At 43.2% G+C, this 14,769-nt stretch carries 9 protein-coding genes and 1 pseudogene; 5 read left to right on the top strand and 5 right to left on the bottom strand.

All coding sequences use genetic code 11. The features are described from left to right. Nucleotides 1-75: 75 nt before the first annotated feature. Nucleotides 76-903 (top strand): annotated as a pseudogene (locus AC2FA3_RS11775) (IS3 family transposase); the annotation flags it as partial. A gap of 48 nt (nt 904-951) precedes the next feature. Here AC2FA3_RS11775 and AC2FA3_RS11770 read toward each other — a convergent pair. From AC2FA3_RS11770 to AC2FA3_RS11760, 3 genes are all read right to left on the bottom strand, one after another. Continuing rightward, nucleotides 952-1,695: a siderophore-interacting protein gene (locus AC2FA3_RS11770; RefSeq protein ID WP_490509723.1), complete on the bottom strand. Its 744-nt coding sequence runs from the start codon at nt 1,693-1,695 to the stop codon at nt 952-954. Between the two features lie 91 nt (nt 1,696-1,786). Then, entirely contained in the window at nt 1,787-3,061 is a 1,275-nt protein-coding gene (locus tag AC2FA3_RS11765) for an HmuY family protein (RefSeq protein WP_490509722.1), read from the bottom strand. Between the two features lie 93 nt (nt 3,062-3,154). Next, nucleotides 3,155-5,335, bottom strand: coding sequence for a TonB-dependent receptor plug domain-containing protein (locus tag AC2FA3_RS11760; protein WP_490509721.1), 2,181 nt, complete (start codon nt 5,333-5,335; stop codon nt 3,155-3,157). Nucleotides 5,336-5,799: 464 nt separating this feature from the next. Here AC2FA3_RS11760 and AC2FA3_RS11755 point away from each other — a divergent pair, with 464 nt between their 5' ends. From AC2FA3_RS11755 to AC2FA3_RS11740, 4 genes are all read left to right on the top strand, one after another. Then, entirely contained in the window at nt 5,800-6,945 is a 1,146-nt protein-coding gene (locus AC2FA3_RS11755) for a ChuX/HutX family heme-like substrate-binding protein (RefSeq protein ID WP_490509720.1), read from the top strand. A gap of 150 nt (nt 6,946-7,095) precedes the next feature. Next, entirely contained in the window at nt 7,096-7,971 is an 876-nt protein-coding gene (locus AC2FA3_RS11750) for a heme/hemin ABC transporter substrate-binding protein (protein WP_490509719.1), read from the top strand. Between the two features lie 53 nt (nt 7,972-8,024). Further along, nucleotides 8,025-9,011: a FecCD family ABC transporter permease gene (locus AC2FA3_RS11745; protein WP_490509718.1), complete on the top strand. Its 987-nt coding sequence runs from the start codon at nt 8,025-8,027 to the stop codon at nt 9,009-9,011. 15 nt (nt 9,012-9,026) lie between these two features. Further along, nucleotides 9,027-9,896, top strand: a complete 870-nt coding sequence (locus tag AC2FA3_RS11740) for an ABC transporter ATP-binding protein (RefSeq protein WP_490509717.1) — start codon at nt 9,027-9,029, stop codon at nt 9,894-9,896. An 837-nt stretch (nt 9,897-10,733) separates the two neighbouring features. Here the strand turns inward: AC2FA3_RS11740 and AC2FA3_RS11735 are convergent. Continuing rightward, complete coding sequence (locus AC2FA3_RS11735; protein ID WP_490509716.1) at nt 10,734-12,446, bottom strand: multidrug ABC transporter permease/ATP-binding protein; 1,713 nt, start codon at nt 12,444-12,446, stop codon at nt 10,734-10,736. Nucleotides 12,447-12,558: 112 nt separating this feature from the next. Further along, nucleotides 12,559-14,751, bottom strand: coding sequence for a TonB-dependent receptor (locus tag AC2FA3_RS11730; protein ID WP_490509715.1), 2,193 nt, complete (start codon nt 14,749-14,751; stop codon nt 12,559-12,561). Between the last annotated feature and the right edge of the window lie 18 nt (nt 14,752-14,769).

The following is a 14,769-nucleotide window of genomic DNA, read 5'->3' as shown; positions in this document are numbered from 1 at the left end:
CTCGGGAGTATAGCTTTGTCTTTTCATTGTCGTATTCTCTCAGAATATTAGGTCTCCGACAATCCCGGGGCGGTTCAGTTGATGAAGTACGTCTTTATCAAAGACAACCAGCACCTTTTTAGTATTACCTGCATGTGTCGTGTATTAAACGTAAAACCATCAAGCTACTACGACTGGATAAATCGTGAGATTAGTGAACAGCAGATACACTGTAACTACTGTGAGCTATTAGTTAAAGCGGCTCACAGTGAAACTAAAGAACGTTATGGTGTTGATCGACTACATGCCTACCTAAGTGCGCAAGGGTATGCTATCAGCCAATATATGATTAGAAGCGTTAAAGAAGATCATGGCATCAAATGCCGTCGTCACAAACGTTTTAAAGTCACTACCAACTCCAATCATAACAAGCTTGTCTATCCAACATGCTGGAGCAGCAGTTCGATGCTAAGCGCCCCAATGAGTCTTGGGTCAGTGACATCACTTATATCTGGACTGCTGAGGGTTGGCTACGCTATCAATAAGCGCATGACCGCCGATTTAGTCTGTCATGCATTGAATATGGCAATTAAGAATAAACGACCCAGCCAAGCACTGATTGTGCATTCTGACAGAGGCAGCCAGTATTGCAGTCATGCCTATCACAAAATCATCAAGCAGCATCATTTTAAAGGCTCAATGAGTGGTAAAGGTAATTGCTTTGACAATGCGCCAATAGAGAGTTTCTGGGGCATATTGAAGAATGAGCTTGTATACCATAAGGACTATAAAACAAGGTTTACAGCGACCAATGAGATCACACAATATATCGAGCTGTATTACAACCAAACTAGGATTCAAAAGGGTTTAGGCTATCGATCGCTAAGGCAGGTGTGGTTTGACTTTTACCGTCAGGCTGCGTAACTAAAATCTCCCAAGTTTAACTGTACGGATTTGACGGCAGGGGTCATATTATTCTAGGTTTTGCGCATCTTCCTGCTTCTCAATTTTATGCTCATCCTCTGTACGCTCTACTTTCCAGTAGCTAGATATATATAAATGCGTTTTAGCTATGGACCGGTTGAATTTAAAATAGCCATGCAGTATACGCATACTATGGAATTCACAAGCAGCCCAAACAGCAGGTTGCCCTTCAAGCCAAGTAATGGTTTTAATATACTCAAGTAAAGGGCTGCTTGCGGAGTTTGGAGTAGGATTTATAACCCAGTAAATGTCAACGTTCTTAGGTTTTTTAAGATTTTGTCGATCTGCCTCGCTGCTGATCTCAAGGATGGCATAGCCGCGTGCATCGTCAGGTAATTGTGCAAGATTGACAGCAATCGCAGGTAGTGCAGTCATGTCACCTATTAATAAAAACCAATCTGCATCACGGTTGATGAGCTTTTTTGGTCCTGGTCCGCCGACTAAAATATGATCCCCAACCTGAGTTTTCTTTGCCCACATTGATGCAGGGCCTTCAGCGTCGTGCAAGGCAAAATCAATATCTATTTCACCCTCACGTTGACCACTGATGGTATAGGTGCGCATTAGTGGTCGAGTCCCATGGCCTTGAGGAAATATGAGTTTGATATAAGCGCTTTCTTGATCTGTTGGAAAGTCAATCAAGCCAGCACCGCCAAGCGTGACGCGGCACATATGTGGCGTGATGTATTTGGTACAAATAACATCCAGTATTCTTGGAGCGGGTTTTGCCATTTTATAAAGTGCCTTATTTTATAGCGGTAAAGACCGTTGCCAATTAAGTCAGGATTGATACTGTCATCTTTGATTTCTGAAAAATAAAATATTAAGGAGCAGGCTGAATGTCTATTTTAAATTCCCATGAGGTCGCAGTCGTCGCTGAGCTGTCAGGGTAATTTATTTTATCCAAACGCACGCGGGCATAGCTATTGCCTTCAGCAGATCTAATGAGCGCGCCTTGTGCGCTGTCAATCGGTTTGGCATTTAGCTGATGCGTCATGCCATTGTAGGTATACCAGCCAAAGTCTAGGTTCGGGAAATTACCCGTATAAGCAGGATTGAGATCCGAGCCTTTACTATCAATGACCCAGCTTCTGGCACTCATCGGCCTATCGTACACAGCAGTGTTGGTAAGGTCGGTTAAAGTCGCCGCGCTACCATCTCTGGTAAATTGACTGGTAATGGGTTTACCTTGCGCATCATAATATCCGGCTGGCGTGGCGGCGAGGTAACCACCAACTTTGCCTTTGTTAGTGCCAATAGCAGAATCGCCACCATTTAAAATCACATCATTACGCTTAAAGCCGATCTGCCAAGTGCTGTTTTTATCGCTGCTACTTTTTCCTGTGGTTAAATCAAAATAGACCCAATTATCATTGTTTGAAGCATCGATAGTTTTCGTCTGTATCTTATTTGGTAGCGCGGTATCAATCCAGCGCAGAGTAGGGTAACCAGAGGCACCAGTATCATTATAATAATTGGTAATCTGCATGGCATAAATAGGCTGCTGTACGCTGCTGTCTGTCATGGCGCTGCTATTATCTGTGGTGACAAGATAGACGCGATTGTTCGGGTAGAGCTGATGGTTGCCTTTTAAATTGTATTCAAACCACGGCTGTGCATCAAATATACCGCCACTACGGTCTTCATGGTAGTGAGTGGTAATATCACGTTTGGTGTCAGGGTCTTGAGTTGCATTGCTATAACGGCTCAAATCTGACCATTCGATCAAACCAAAAACGCCGCCCAAACCTGCGCCAGAATCACCGCTATTTGACCAAAACTTAACCGAACGCGCTTGGTTATCAAACTTAATATCCCATTTATCTTCAGCACACGAGCTTTCAGCTTTGGCGTCAAAGTCATAACAGGTCACGGCATCAGGCGCTAGATTGGTGACTTGCCAAGTGGCTGTTTCGCTAAAGCTGGCAGTGCTAACAGGCGGCGTGTTACCGCCATTATCGCCATTTCCGGTATTGTCACTATTTGCGCCATCACTGCCGCCACCGCAACCGGTCATGCTGAGGGCTAACAGGCTGCTACTGAAAATTAATGCCAATTTGGTCGGCTTGGTGTTAACTAATGGGAGAATGGGGGTCATATCAGCTTCCTTGATGGTTGTCGTTTTATATAAAAAAAGGTGAAAAACAGCACTACAAATACAACTGCTTTAGAATGGTTGTGAATCAAAGGCTTACCAATGGTAGCTGGCGCCAAGTAACCACTCACGATTATCAATGGGGCGATAGTCACTGGTATCAGTGACATCACGCTGCACATCAAAGATATTATTAATCGCCGCGTACAAGCTCAAGTTTGCGGTTGCGTCATAATTGAGTTTGCTATCGAGCGTCCACCAAGACGGTGAGTACGCCTGCTCGCTGGTACTAATCAGCTGTTTGGATTCATAGTTAAGACGCGGGAGCAGCTGTAATTTGTCATTAATCCGATAGTCAAGCGCTAGCATCGCTTTGTGATTGGGTTTATAGGTCAGCTCGGTATCAGTCACATTGTTATGCGTCTTGAGGTAAGCGTAGCTGGCTTGTAGTTTGGCACGCTCGTCCACTTGCCAGTCAATACCAATATCGCCACCATAAGTTTTGGCGCTATCAACGTTCATATATTTATAAATGGCGATGTTACCGTCAAAGGTGGCGTTGTCCTCGTCGGTTTGGATCAGATCGTTCACTTCATTATAAAAAGTATTAATCGTCAAATTGACACTATCGCTCAGCTGACCTTGATAGCCGATTTGGTAACTGGTTGAGGTTTCAGGCTGTAAGTCGGGATTACCCATGACTTTATAACCCAAATTGCTGTGGTCAAAGACGTAGTAGCGTTCTTTTAGGTTGGGCACGCGATAACCACCGCCAATACTACTGCGAAAGATATGCTCGCGACCGCTTGCATCCAAATGGTTGTATTTGAGCGATACCTTTGGCGCTGTATGGCCACCAAAGTCTTCATCGTTTTGATAGCGAATACCGCTTAATACCTCCCAGTTATCGCCAATCAGCCAATCATCTTGTATATATAGCTCGCCGACATTGCGGCTGACGTTATCGCTGATAAGCTCGCTGGATTGATTTTTTGTTTGGCTTAACTTGTCTTGCTGAACCTGACCGCCAACTTGAATAAGATGAATGTGCTTATCGGATAGTAATAGCTCAGGTAGGTCGAGCTGCGCTTGCACCAGCGTGGTACTGATGTCTGTATCACGGGCGCTGGTGATGGTTTGCTGCGTTTTAGTATTGGATTCGCTTTGATATTCCTCATGCAGTGCTTGAGCGGACAATCGATACGTTTTACTGCGATCATCCGCATGTGGCGTGATATCAGCGCGCGCACCAACACTAAAGCGCTGCTTGCTGATGTGCTCATCTCTTTGTTGAGCCAAATAGCGCGGCGCGACATAATAATTAAAACGGCTGATATCATCTTCTTTATATTGGCTGGCCTCTAGCCAATACTGAGCGTTTTTGATTACTCGGTTATCGTTGTGGTCATTGTTATTACCTGATGCGTCTTTACCGTCAGGGCGGTAGCTGAGGCGGGCACTGACTTGTGATTGCTCGCTGGCGTCTTTTAATCTGGGCCACGCTTTATGATCCAAGCTTAAACCATCATTGTCCAAATACGACCCTGATAGTCGAGCGTGAAAGCGTTGCTCTGTATCTAAGGCTCCTTCCACACTAGCCTCTACATAACGCTTATTGGCGTCCATCTCTTTACCTGACGGATTTTGCTGACCATTAGTGGCAATCTCAGTAGTGATATGTCCTGTTGCCGCGCCGATAGGTTTGGTGATGATATTAATTACTCCACCCATTGCTGCGCTACCAAACTGCGCTGACGCGGCTCCCTGAACCACTTCTATTTGCTCGATATCCATATTCATGTATTGATTCAAATTTACTGTCGAGCCAGTGCTTGCCGTGATCGGTAGACCATCAATCAACACCAATACCTGATCACCAGTGAAACCTTGCATGCTGACCTCGTAACCTGTTTTGCCATGGACTTCACGTAAGTACACATTGGGCAGCAAGGCTAGCGCTTCTTTTAAAGTATGGGCATGATTATCATCGAGCTGTTGGCGACTAAGTAATTGCAGGGCAACTGGTGCATCACTTAATGCACGCTCAGAGCGAGTAGCGGTTACTACGATAGGGTCTAAACGTATGCTTGGCATGGATGCATCGCCTGTAATGTCAATATTAGACTCTGCAAGAGGTGGCGCTGCTTGGACTGAAAAAGGAGCCAAAGTAAACAATGCTAACGCCACACTCATGGTTAATTTATTACGACGCAGTTGTGGTGGATGGGTGTGTAATTTTGTATGAGTCAAAAGGGGTTGAGACGCTAAAATCGACATAAATAAAACAACCATCGTAAAAGTAGAAAGCAAGAAAGTCGCGTTGCTTAAAGATCTTTTGCTACAAAAAGAGCAATCTAAAGCGACCGTGTCATAGTTTTAATTGTTAAAGACTTTGTTACTTGATTCACTATCGTCAGTAACAAAGCTTAGACATCATATTTGAAAAGATAGTAATTATCAATATGCAAATGATAATTATTACTATTTACAAAGTGAAAAAATGTTGCCATAATAATTTCCTTTCAACATCGCCTAGCAGGAATAATAAACGGTGATGATGAAAAAGACGTGATGACTAATACGTTATGAAAAAGCAGTCTCTTGATCACGTTTTGACAAGCACTAATTTTTAAAACGTCTGTCATATACTTTATCCCTGCTACTCTTAATACATTCATATTTAAGCTGACAACGCCAAGGTGATTGGTTTTTTTATCATCGACTATTTTATGGAGCGCACTATGAGTCACCCGTTATCGTTAAGCAAAAAAAATACTGAGCTGTGGCAACAATACCAAGCATTAAAAGTAAAAATACCTATGCTGTTTCCCACAGAAGGGGCGACTGCGCTAGGTGTCAGCGAGTTTGAGCTGATGTTAGCATCCCCTTATAGCCAGTATATTGGTGATCAGTGCAAAGCTGTATTAAAGCAATTTGAGAACTTTGGTGACATGGAAAGCATCGTCAGAAACGAGCTTGCCGTACATGAAAAAACCGCGCCATATCATAATCTTAAGCTTGGTGAAAAGATGGGATTGGCACTCAATGTGGGTGGTCTAGATTTGCGATTTTTTATGTGGCAATGGCAGCATATGTTAGCGGTAACGGATACCAGCCGCGCTGATAAGCCCTCTTATAGTATTCAGTTCTATAACGCCCAAGGTGCTGCTATCGACAAAGTGTATCTACGAGAGTTAAGCGCTGAGACTATTGCACGCTGGCAAGCGATGATTCAGGAGCAGCAGCAAACGGTGAATAATGAGACGCTGACGTTAGAGGCACAAGAGCCGCTAAATGACTGGCGTTACAAGGCATTAAGTGAAGAGGAGCGTACGCAGTTACAACAAGGCTGGCAGGCGATGACAGATGTGCATCAGTTTCATTCATTATTAAAAAATCTCGATATAGATCGTGCTAGTAGCTACCGTCAAGCACCAGAGCAGATGACGCAGCAGCTTGATATTAGCGCGGTCGAAGCGGTATTTGAGCAAGCGCGTGATGCGAAATGTCCGATTATGATATTTGTCGGTAATAGCGGACTCGTACAGATTCAGACAGGAACGGTACAGACACTCAAGCGTATGGGTGATTGGTTTAATATTTTAGACAAAGACCATAATGACTTTACGCTGCATTTAAAAGACAAAGCATTGGCGCAAGTATGGAGCGTTAAGCGTCCAACCAAAGACGGTATCGTGACTTGTATCGAAGGTTTTGATGGTCACGGCGTCAGTATCTTTAGCGTGTTTGGTCAGCGTATTGAAGGCACACCTGAGCTTGAAGAATGGCAGCAGATCGTTGCCAAGGTTACCGAATCCCATTCGTATGCGGACATGATGCATGAAAAGACAGCAACACAGGTACTGACGACTGACGACATGGCATGAATTTAACGTTGGATATGAATAATTATGACTGGCACTAGAGGCGTCTATCATTTATATAAGCCTTTACGTGACAGTCATTTTAATCATAAATAATTTGTCAATCGACAACCATTATAAGAAATCCTTCAAAATTATGACCAAGGAACCGTTATGTTCTCTCAGCTATTAAAACAAAACACAAAAGACTTAAAATTCGAAAAACCTTCAACGATAAATATATCTTTTAGAAGAAGTGCCATAAGTATAGCCACCATTATTGGCGCATTTGCTGTGCCTTCGCTTTCTGCCCAAGCTTATGAGCGTGTTGTCGCGATGAGTCCTGATGTTGCAGACGTCGTCGTGGCCCTAGGAGCGACCAATAAGTTGGTCGGTAAAGATGCGACCAATAATAATCCAGCGTTAAAGAATGTACCAGCCGTGGGTATGCACCGTAATATCACTGCCGAGTCGGTGTTGGCCGTCAAGCCAGATTTGGTGCTCGGGAGTTATATGGTACAGCCGGTCAGCATTTATCAGCGCTTAAATGGTCTAAATGTTAAAGCTGTCAATGTAGCGCCTAAAGAAGAAGTAAATACCTTTGCCAATAGTATTAAAACAATTGGCAGTTACGTGGATAAAAAATCTGAAGGGTCGCAGCTTGCTAAGCGTTGGAATGCAGGGATGAGCCCAATGGCAAAAACCGGTAAGCGCTATTTATTAAGTTACGATGGTCGTATCGTTGCAGGTAAGGGCACGGTAGGCGATGAGCTGATTCGCCGTGCTGGTGGAATCAATGCGGCAAACGTATCAGGGCTAAAACCCATGTCACGTGAAGGCTGGCTGGCAGCCAAGCCCGATGTCATCATTATTGCTGATCATAATCAGGCAGTGGTTGGCGGTGTCAGTCGATTTAGTAAACGTCCTGAGGTTTCGACAAGTGCTGCCGGTAAAAATGGTGGCGTCCACTTTTGGCCAGCCGATGACTTTTTACGTTATGGGCTGAACTCACCACAAGTCTTAAAAAAGCTGAACGCTGTAGCAAAATAGCTTAAGCAATATATAGCATAATCTCTTTTATATTCAATAAAACGATATCTCACATGGCAAATACGATTTCCGCTTCTATCCCTATACAAACTGGAAAATACAGACATAGCATCTATTATGTTACCGCTACTGTCGCATCTGTGCTGCTAATTTGGTTGGCGCTTGGTATTGGCTTTGGCGAATGGTCAAGCCCTAGCCATCTTGACGATACTATCTGGCAGCTACGCTATCCGCGCGTAGTGACGGCATTGTTGGTTGGCATGGCGTTGTCAGTTAGTGGTGCAGCATTACAGGCTTTATTTGAAAATCCTTTAGCGGATCCAAGTTTAATCGGTACATCAGGTGGCGCAGCGCTTGGTGTTGTTTTGGTTCTGGCATTGGGATTTGGTGGCATTGGGATACCGCTTGCAGCGTTTACCGGAAGCGTATTGGTCTGTTTATTTATTCTCGCTTGTCATCGGTTTTTGGGTGGTGGGCAGATGGGCTTGCTGATATTGGGATTTGTCATTAGTGCTTTTTGTGCCGCTGTCGTCAGCCTGATTTTATTCATGTCTGATGACATGGTGCTGCGCTCCGCTACCAATTGGCTGTCAGGCAGTATGGCGGAAGCGGGCTTTGTACCGCTGCGTTATTCGATTGTCTCTATGTTATTGGGGTTAGCAATTTTATTACCATTAGGTCGCCAGTTGGATGGGTTGATGTTAGGTGAGGCAGCCGCTAAATCCTTGGGTATCAAGGTGGGTGTGGTTCGTTGTTTGGTGGTGATTGCTTCGGCATTATTGACAGGGGCGGCGGTGTCTTTAGCAGGCGTCATAGGTTTTATTGGCATGATGGTGCCAAACCTGCTGGCTATTTTGTTTGGTGGCGGACGTATGCGTCTCATGATTTGGTCTGGCTGGCTTGGGGCTATATTATTACTCGTCATTGATGGCGCGGCGCGGCATGTCGCTTATCCAGTGGATATACCCGTTGGCATCGTTTTAGCGTTGCTTGGCGGCCCCTTCTTTATTTGGCTGTTTGTGCGTAGTAGCCGCCGTTAATCAAAGAGAATGTTTATGTTTCATTCATTTTTTACGTCTACATCAAAGACATCGCTAAAGACATCGCTAGCAAATCGAGAAAGCAATATAGATAGTAGTAATATCAAGAGTAGTAATGCAGGCGCGCTGTTGTCGATGCAAGATATTCATATCTCGCACGGTCATAAAACATTGTTAAAGATAGACAAGCTAATAGTGCCAAACCAAAAGCTGGTCGCCTTTATCGGACCAAACGGCGCAGGTAAAAGCACGTTGCTGCATATGGTTTTGGGTCAATACACAGGAACCGCGCTTGAAACAGATGGCCACATTACGATTTACGGTCAGCCGGTCAACGAGGTCATGAATCATGGACATATCGCTTGGGTTGGACAACATGAGCGTTTTGAGCTGCCGTTAACGGTACTGGATTATGCGCTATTGGGCGTTTCACCTAATCTTGCATGGTATCACCGCCCAAATAGCCATCATGTTGAGCGCGCACAAAATTTACTACAGGATTTTGAATTATTAAGTTTGGTCAGTGCTCGCGTGCAAACCTTGTCAGGCGGTGAAAAACAGCGCTTGGCTATCGTACGGGCGCTGATGCAAGATACCGATATTATGATGTTCGATGAGCCGACCAATCACCTCGATATTCGCCATCAGCGTTTTTTGCTTAAATATTTGCATAATTTGGTGCGACAGCAGCGCAAAAGTATCGTGGTTGTCCTCCATGATTTGACCCATGCGCATCGCTATACTGATGAAGTGGTGCTATTAAACGGTGGACAAATTGTTGCGCAAGGAACGCCCAGTGAAGTGATGACACGCCCGCAATTAAGCGATGTTTATGATGTCGATATAAAGGTGCATCAAACTGAAGATGGCTTGGTGTTTGTATAAAATTTCCAGTAGAATTATTCGTTTATTTTTTATAAGAATTTAAGAGACTGTTCTACATAACTAGGACATATCATTAAACCCTAACAATATCATCTAAAATTAGCTTAAGTTATTGTTTGCACAATATAGTCTGCAAACACTTTAATGATAAAATGGCATTAATATTTTACTCATAGTTACTGATAAATTATAGTTTTTATAGCACTCTGATAGCAGGCGAGTCGACAATTAGTGTTTCAGTATCTAACACGTTAATATTGTATTATTCCTATTGGTTCAGCTAGATACCTGGAACTTTTAATAAATATAATTGGGTCAAGAACTACCTAAAGAAAGCATTGGTCTAACTGTTTAAGTAGGATTCTTTATGCTGATTCCAAAGCCTGATTACAAGCCTCAGCCAAATAAGGATCAAACCCCGACTTTCACAAAGCCACCTGGCAAATATCATTATTAGTAATTTGTATTGGAAGCATTGTGAGTACTGACTTAGATGTTTTATCAGTATAGTGTGTTCATATTTTGGCTGATAATCTATATCTATAAATACTATCTGTAGACCCGTAATATTGTATGTAATGGTATCTGGTAATACTTAACTCATAGATATGAATTAATTCTGTATAAGCTTATTATTTCAAAACAATTTTGCCAGCTGCACTATCCATTCGATAGTTTTTAATGTTCCTAGCGATAACCAAGTTAATTGCTTTTTCGATCTCATGAAGGGGGATATTGAACCATTCCGTCGCCTGAGATATCAATTATGGCTATGTCTGATGACAGCATATTTTTTAGAACACCACCAGCTTTTTTAATGATACGACTTATAATTACTCACTCTAACATGGCGATTGCATCCGCACTGGCACGCAGGCGTTCTTCAGTATTTAACTCCGTTAGTTTTCCTTCTTTCATCATAAGCAGGCGGTCAGCATGCTCAAAATAACCGTCATCATGACTGATAATAAACAGCGTTTTGCCCATAGCTCTTAATTCAGGAATCAGCGTTTGATAAAATACTCGGCGAAAAGCGGGGTCTTGGTCAGCGGCCCATTCATCGAGTAGTAAGAAGTCCTTTTGTTCGGCGACAGCGAGCAGCATTGCCAAGCGTTTGCGTTGTCCTTGTGACAGCTTGTCGGTAGACAATCGATCATCAATTATAGTCACTTTATCTTGTAAATCTAATTTACGCAGCCACTCAGTCACTAAAGACAGATCAGGGTCATTGTCTTGACTGCCGATTAATTGTTTAAAAAGATGTTGATCGCTAAAGATGGCAGAAAACAGCTGCCGATAATTGGTATTGTTATCTGCACCAATCGCCTGTTTGTCTACTTTTACAGTGCCTGTCGTAGGCGTAAAAATACCAGTAATTATTTTTGCAAGCGTAGACTTACCGCTTCCATTAGAGCCTATCAAAAATAACACTTCGCCACGCCTCATGGTGAGATTGACATTTTTTAAAATTTCATCAGTAAGCGACTCATTTTCAGTCACAACTTCTTGAGTATTGCAGTTTATACCTTGATAGCGATAGCTAACATTGTTCAGTGAGATGGTCTGCCAGTCATTTGCTGCTATATTGGTTAAAAACGCTGGCTGATAATCAGCAAGCGCCAAAGTTTGTATTTTATCTAACGCGACTTGTGCCGTTTGTAAAGTTGGATAAGCGCCAACGGCTTGTAGCAGCGGCGATTGCATAAATAGAATGGTTAAAGAAAAAGTAGTGGCAACGCTCATGGGTATATTAAGATAGTTTGAGACCGCAAAGACGATACCAATCGCTGCAAACATCATAATGTTCGACCAATTCACGGCTGATAAGTGAAAAGTGTCCGCTTTAATAACACGCTCTTTATAAGACTGGGCGTGACTCAAGAAATCGTTGGTATACAGTTTTTGCGCGCGGTGCTGATTGAGCGCAAGCTCTTTTCGACCTTCGATAATAGATTGATAATCTTGATACAAAAGATCATTAATCTCCCTTAATTCTTTTAAATGCTTATAAACGTGCTTCACCAAAATGGTGCTTATCCAAATCGTCATTACAATCCAAACCATGATGATCAGCAATAATGGCAATGACAACCAACCCAAATATAAGGCGACTCCGCTAGATAAAATAACTCCCTGAACCAACTCTGGCATACGGACAAAGGCGACGGTAATCGATTGGATATCGGTAGATAAACTGGCGAGTAGTTGGGCGTTTCCTAACTGGTCAATTTGCGGAACGTTGGTATCGATGATTTGTTTTACCAGCTTGGTTCTTAGCTCACAAACAAATCTATGACCCAAGCGGGTTAGGGTGTATTGTGATAAAAAAGTCGTGACTAATAGTAGTATGACCAGTCCTGAAAAATATCCTAAGCTTTGCCATGATAAGGTATTAAAAACAGGCTGACTGATAAAAGTGTGGTTAATATAAGCAATAATACCCACACTAACAGCGGCATTGACTAAGTTAAGCAAGATGACTTTGAGAAAAGGCAGGCGGTAATGCGACCAGATCATATGATATAAAGAAGCTGTAGCGCGAGAGGACATAATGACTCAACAATAAAATGAATTTTGCATATTTCTAAATAGCATAAAAGGGAGTAGGTAGTGCCTAATCCCTTTTGTTTAAATTTTATAACTATAGTTTAATTTGCGTGGCTTAGAAATCAAACGTCGCTGAAACTTTTAACGCAGTGGGTTCGCCTGCATTTAAATAACCAGCATCTGCATAGCCACCTACTGATTGCCAATAATCTTCGCCCGTGACATTGGTTACCATTCCTTTTAAAGTGACATTTTGTCCTGCTAGCATAGTTTTATAGCGAGCACCAAGATCTAACGTCGTATAACCGTCAACTTTTAAGGTGTTGGCATTATCAGCATAACGTGGGCCTGTATGAATGATGTCACCTGTTAAGGTGAATCCTTCAAGTGCCGCAACATCATATTCTAGATTGACATTGCTTTGTAAGGTAGGAAGACCGATGACTTTATTACCATCTAGTGCCGCATTACCGGTGTCTTTTTGTTTGGTACTTAAATAACTCACGCCAGCATTTAGGCGTATATTTTCGCTAGGGCTACCAAATACGGTCAGTTCTACGCCTTGGTGACGGTTTTGACCAACAGATATAAAGGTGTTTGAATCATCGATATAGTCACGAGCGGCATCAGTGCGGTACACAGATAAACTACTGCCAATAAGCCCGTTGTCATATTTCACGCCAATTTCGGTTTGTTCGCTCACGTAAGGGTCCAAAGCTTGACCCGCATTGGTGACAGGGGCATTGTTATTTGTCTGAGGGGCTGTTTTTCCTGGCGCTAAGCTTTCGATATAGTTACCGTAGAACGACCAGTCCATGCTCGGTTGATAGACAATACCGATACTTGGTGTCCACTCACTTTTATCGTAATGACCAGTTTCTGCCTGCGTATTGGCATCATAGCTAGTCGTTTTTATATTTTGATGACGCACACCTAACGTGGTTTTGAGTTTGTCATCAAACAGCGATATGGTGTCTGCTAGTGCAAAGCTTTGAAACTGCTTTTTGTTGGTTAATTTTGGATCGTCTAAGTTACCACCGAAGGTGGCTGTACTTGTAAAAGGGACTTCAGTGTAGTCGGTAGGGCGGTACAAATTGGTAGCAGGTTGATTGCCAAAATCAAACGCGAATGCACCTTTTTCTTCTTGATCATACAGGTTTGCTGCCAGTACCAAATTATGAGCCACTTCACCCGTTTGTAATTTACCACGTAGACCAAGCTCGGCACTTTGTACCAAATCTTTTCTAGAATTATCAAAGCGATAAATCGTGCCCGAACCATCAACATTGCTGACAGTTAAGTTGGCTAGTGAATTTTCTTCCTCGCCACTTCGCATGCCGTAAGCACCATAAGCGGTGAGATTATCATTAAAATCATATTCTCCTCGAATGGTACCAAAGATATCTTTTTCATCTGAGTACGTCCAAGGCTGAGCCCAATTTTTTGAGCCGTCTAGCGCTTTTGGTATGCTAGAAACACCACCAAGATTGATGCTAGGACGAGTCTCTTTAAGTTTATTATCTTGCCAGCCCAAATCTGCTGATAATCGGTATTGCTCGCCTTTATAATCTAGCCCAAGCGCTGCCAATCCTAACGTTGAAGATTCATCATCGATGGCACTATCGCCATCTTGATAAGCGGCGTTAAAGCGCACGCCAAATGCATCCTCAGTGCCAAAACGGTCACTAACATCTACCGCCACTTTACCTTGGTCACCTTGACCATAACCAAGCGTTAGTTGACGTAGCGGATCATTACTAGCGCGTTTGGGTAATAAGTTAATTGTGCCGCCTGCATTACCACCACTGGGTGCAGCACCATTTAGCATAGCAGAAGCACCGCGTTGAACTTCCACACGCTCGAATAGTTCGGTGGCGATATACTGTCTAGGCAGTATACCGTATAGACCGTTAAACATCGTATCATCTGATGTGGTGATGAAACCACGCATGAAATAAGCTTCTTGAAAGTTACCAAAACCTCTGGCCACGCGTACCGTTGGGTCTTTTTTGAGGAGGTCGCCCACACTCTGTGCTTGTTGATTGGCGATATATTCGTTGGTGTATGACGTGGTGGAGAATGGCATATCCATGATATCTTGATTGCCTAAAATTCCCACACGGCTTCCCGTCGCGACTTGGCCACCTTCGTAAGCATCTGGCAATCCATCCGCTGACGCATCAGCACTACTGGTCACCAAAATAGTATCAAGCACCACGCTCGGAGTATCAGATTGAGCGTTGACACTTAAATCCGTTTGTGCCAATGCTGCTTGGTTTGCACCCAGTATGATGGCTGAGGTAGACAAACAAGAGTAACATACGGA

It is taken from the genome of Janibacter sp. CoH_79_TC_3, from assembly GCF_058197955.1.
Note: the sequence above shows the minus strand (reverse complement) of the source record. Positions and strands in the feature narration are given on the sequence as shown.

Excerpts from the sequence above, each read along its gene's own strand:
- AC2FA3_RS11750 (WP_490509719.1), top strand. The coding sequence starts at position 7,096 with ATGTTCTCTCAGCTATTAAAACAAAACACAAAAGACTTAAAATTCGAA.
- AC2FA3_RS11735 (WP_490509716.1), bottom strand. The coding sequence starts at position 12,446 with ATGTCCTCTCGCGCTACAGCTTCTTTATATCATATGATCTGGTCGCAT.
- AC2FA3_RS11740 (WP_490509717.1), top strand. The coding sequence starts at position 9,027 with ATGTTTCATTCATTTTTTACGTCTACATCAAAGACATCGCTAAAGACA.
- AC2FA3_RS11765 (WP_490509722.1), bottom strand. The coding sequence starts at position 3,061 with ATGACCCCCATTCTCCCATTAGTTAACACCAAGCCGACCAAATTGGCA.
- AC2FA3_RS11745 (WP_490509718.1), top strand. The coding sequence starts at position 8,025 with ATGGCAAATACGATTTCCGCTTCTATCCCTATACAAACTGGAAAATAC.
- AC2FA3_RS11760 (WP_490509721.1), bottom strand. The coding sequence starts at position 5,335 with ATGTCGATTTTAGCGTCTCAACCCCTTTTGACTCATACAAAATTACAC.
- AC2FA3_RS11770 (WP_490509723.1), bottom strand. The coding sequence starts at position 1,695 with ATGGCAAAACCCGCTCCAAGAATACTGGATGTTATTTGTACCAAATAC.
- AC2FA3_RS11755 (WP_490509720.1), top strand. The coding sequence starts at position 5,800 with ATGAGTCACCCGTTATCGTTAAGCAAAAAAAATACTGAGCTGTGGCAA.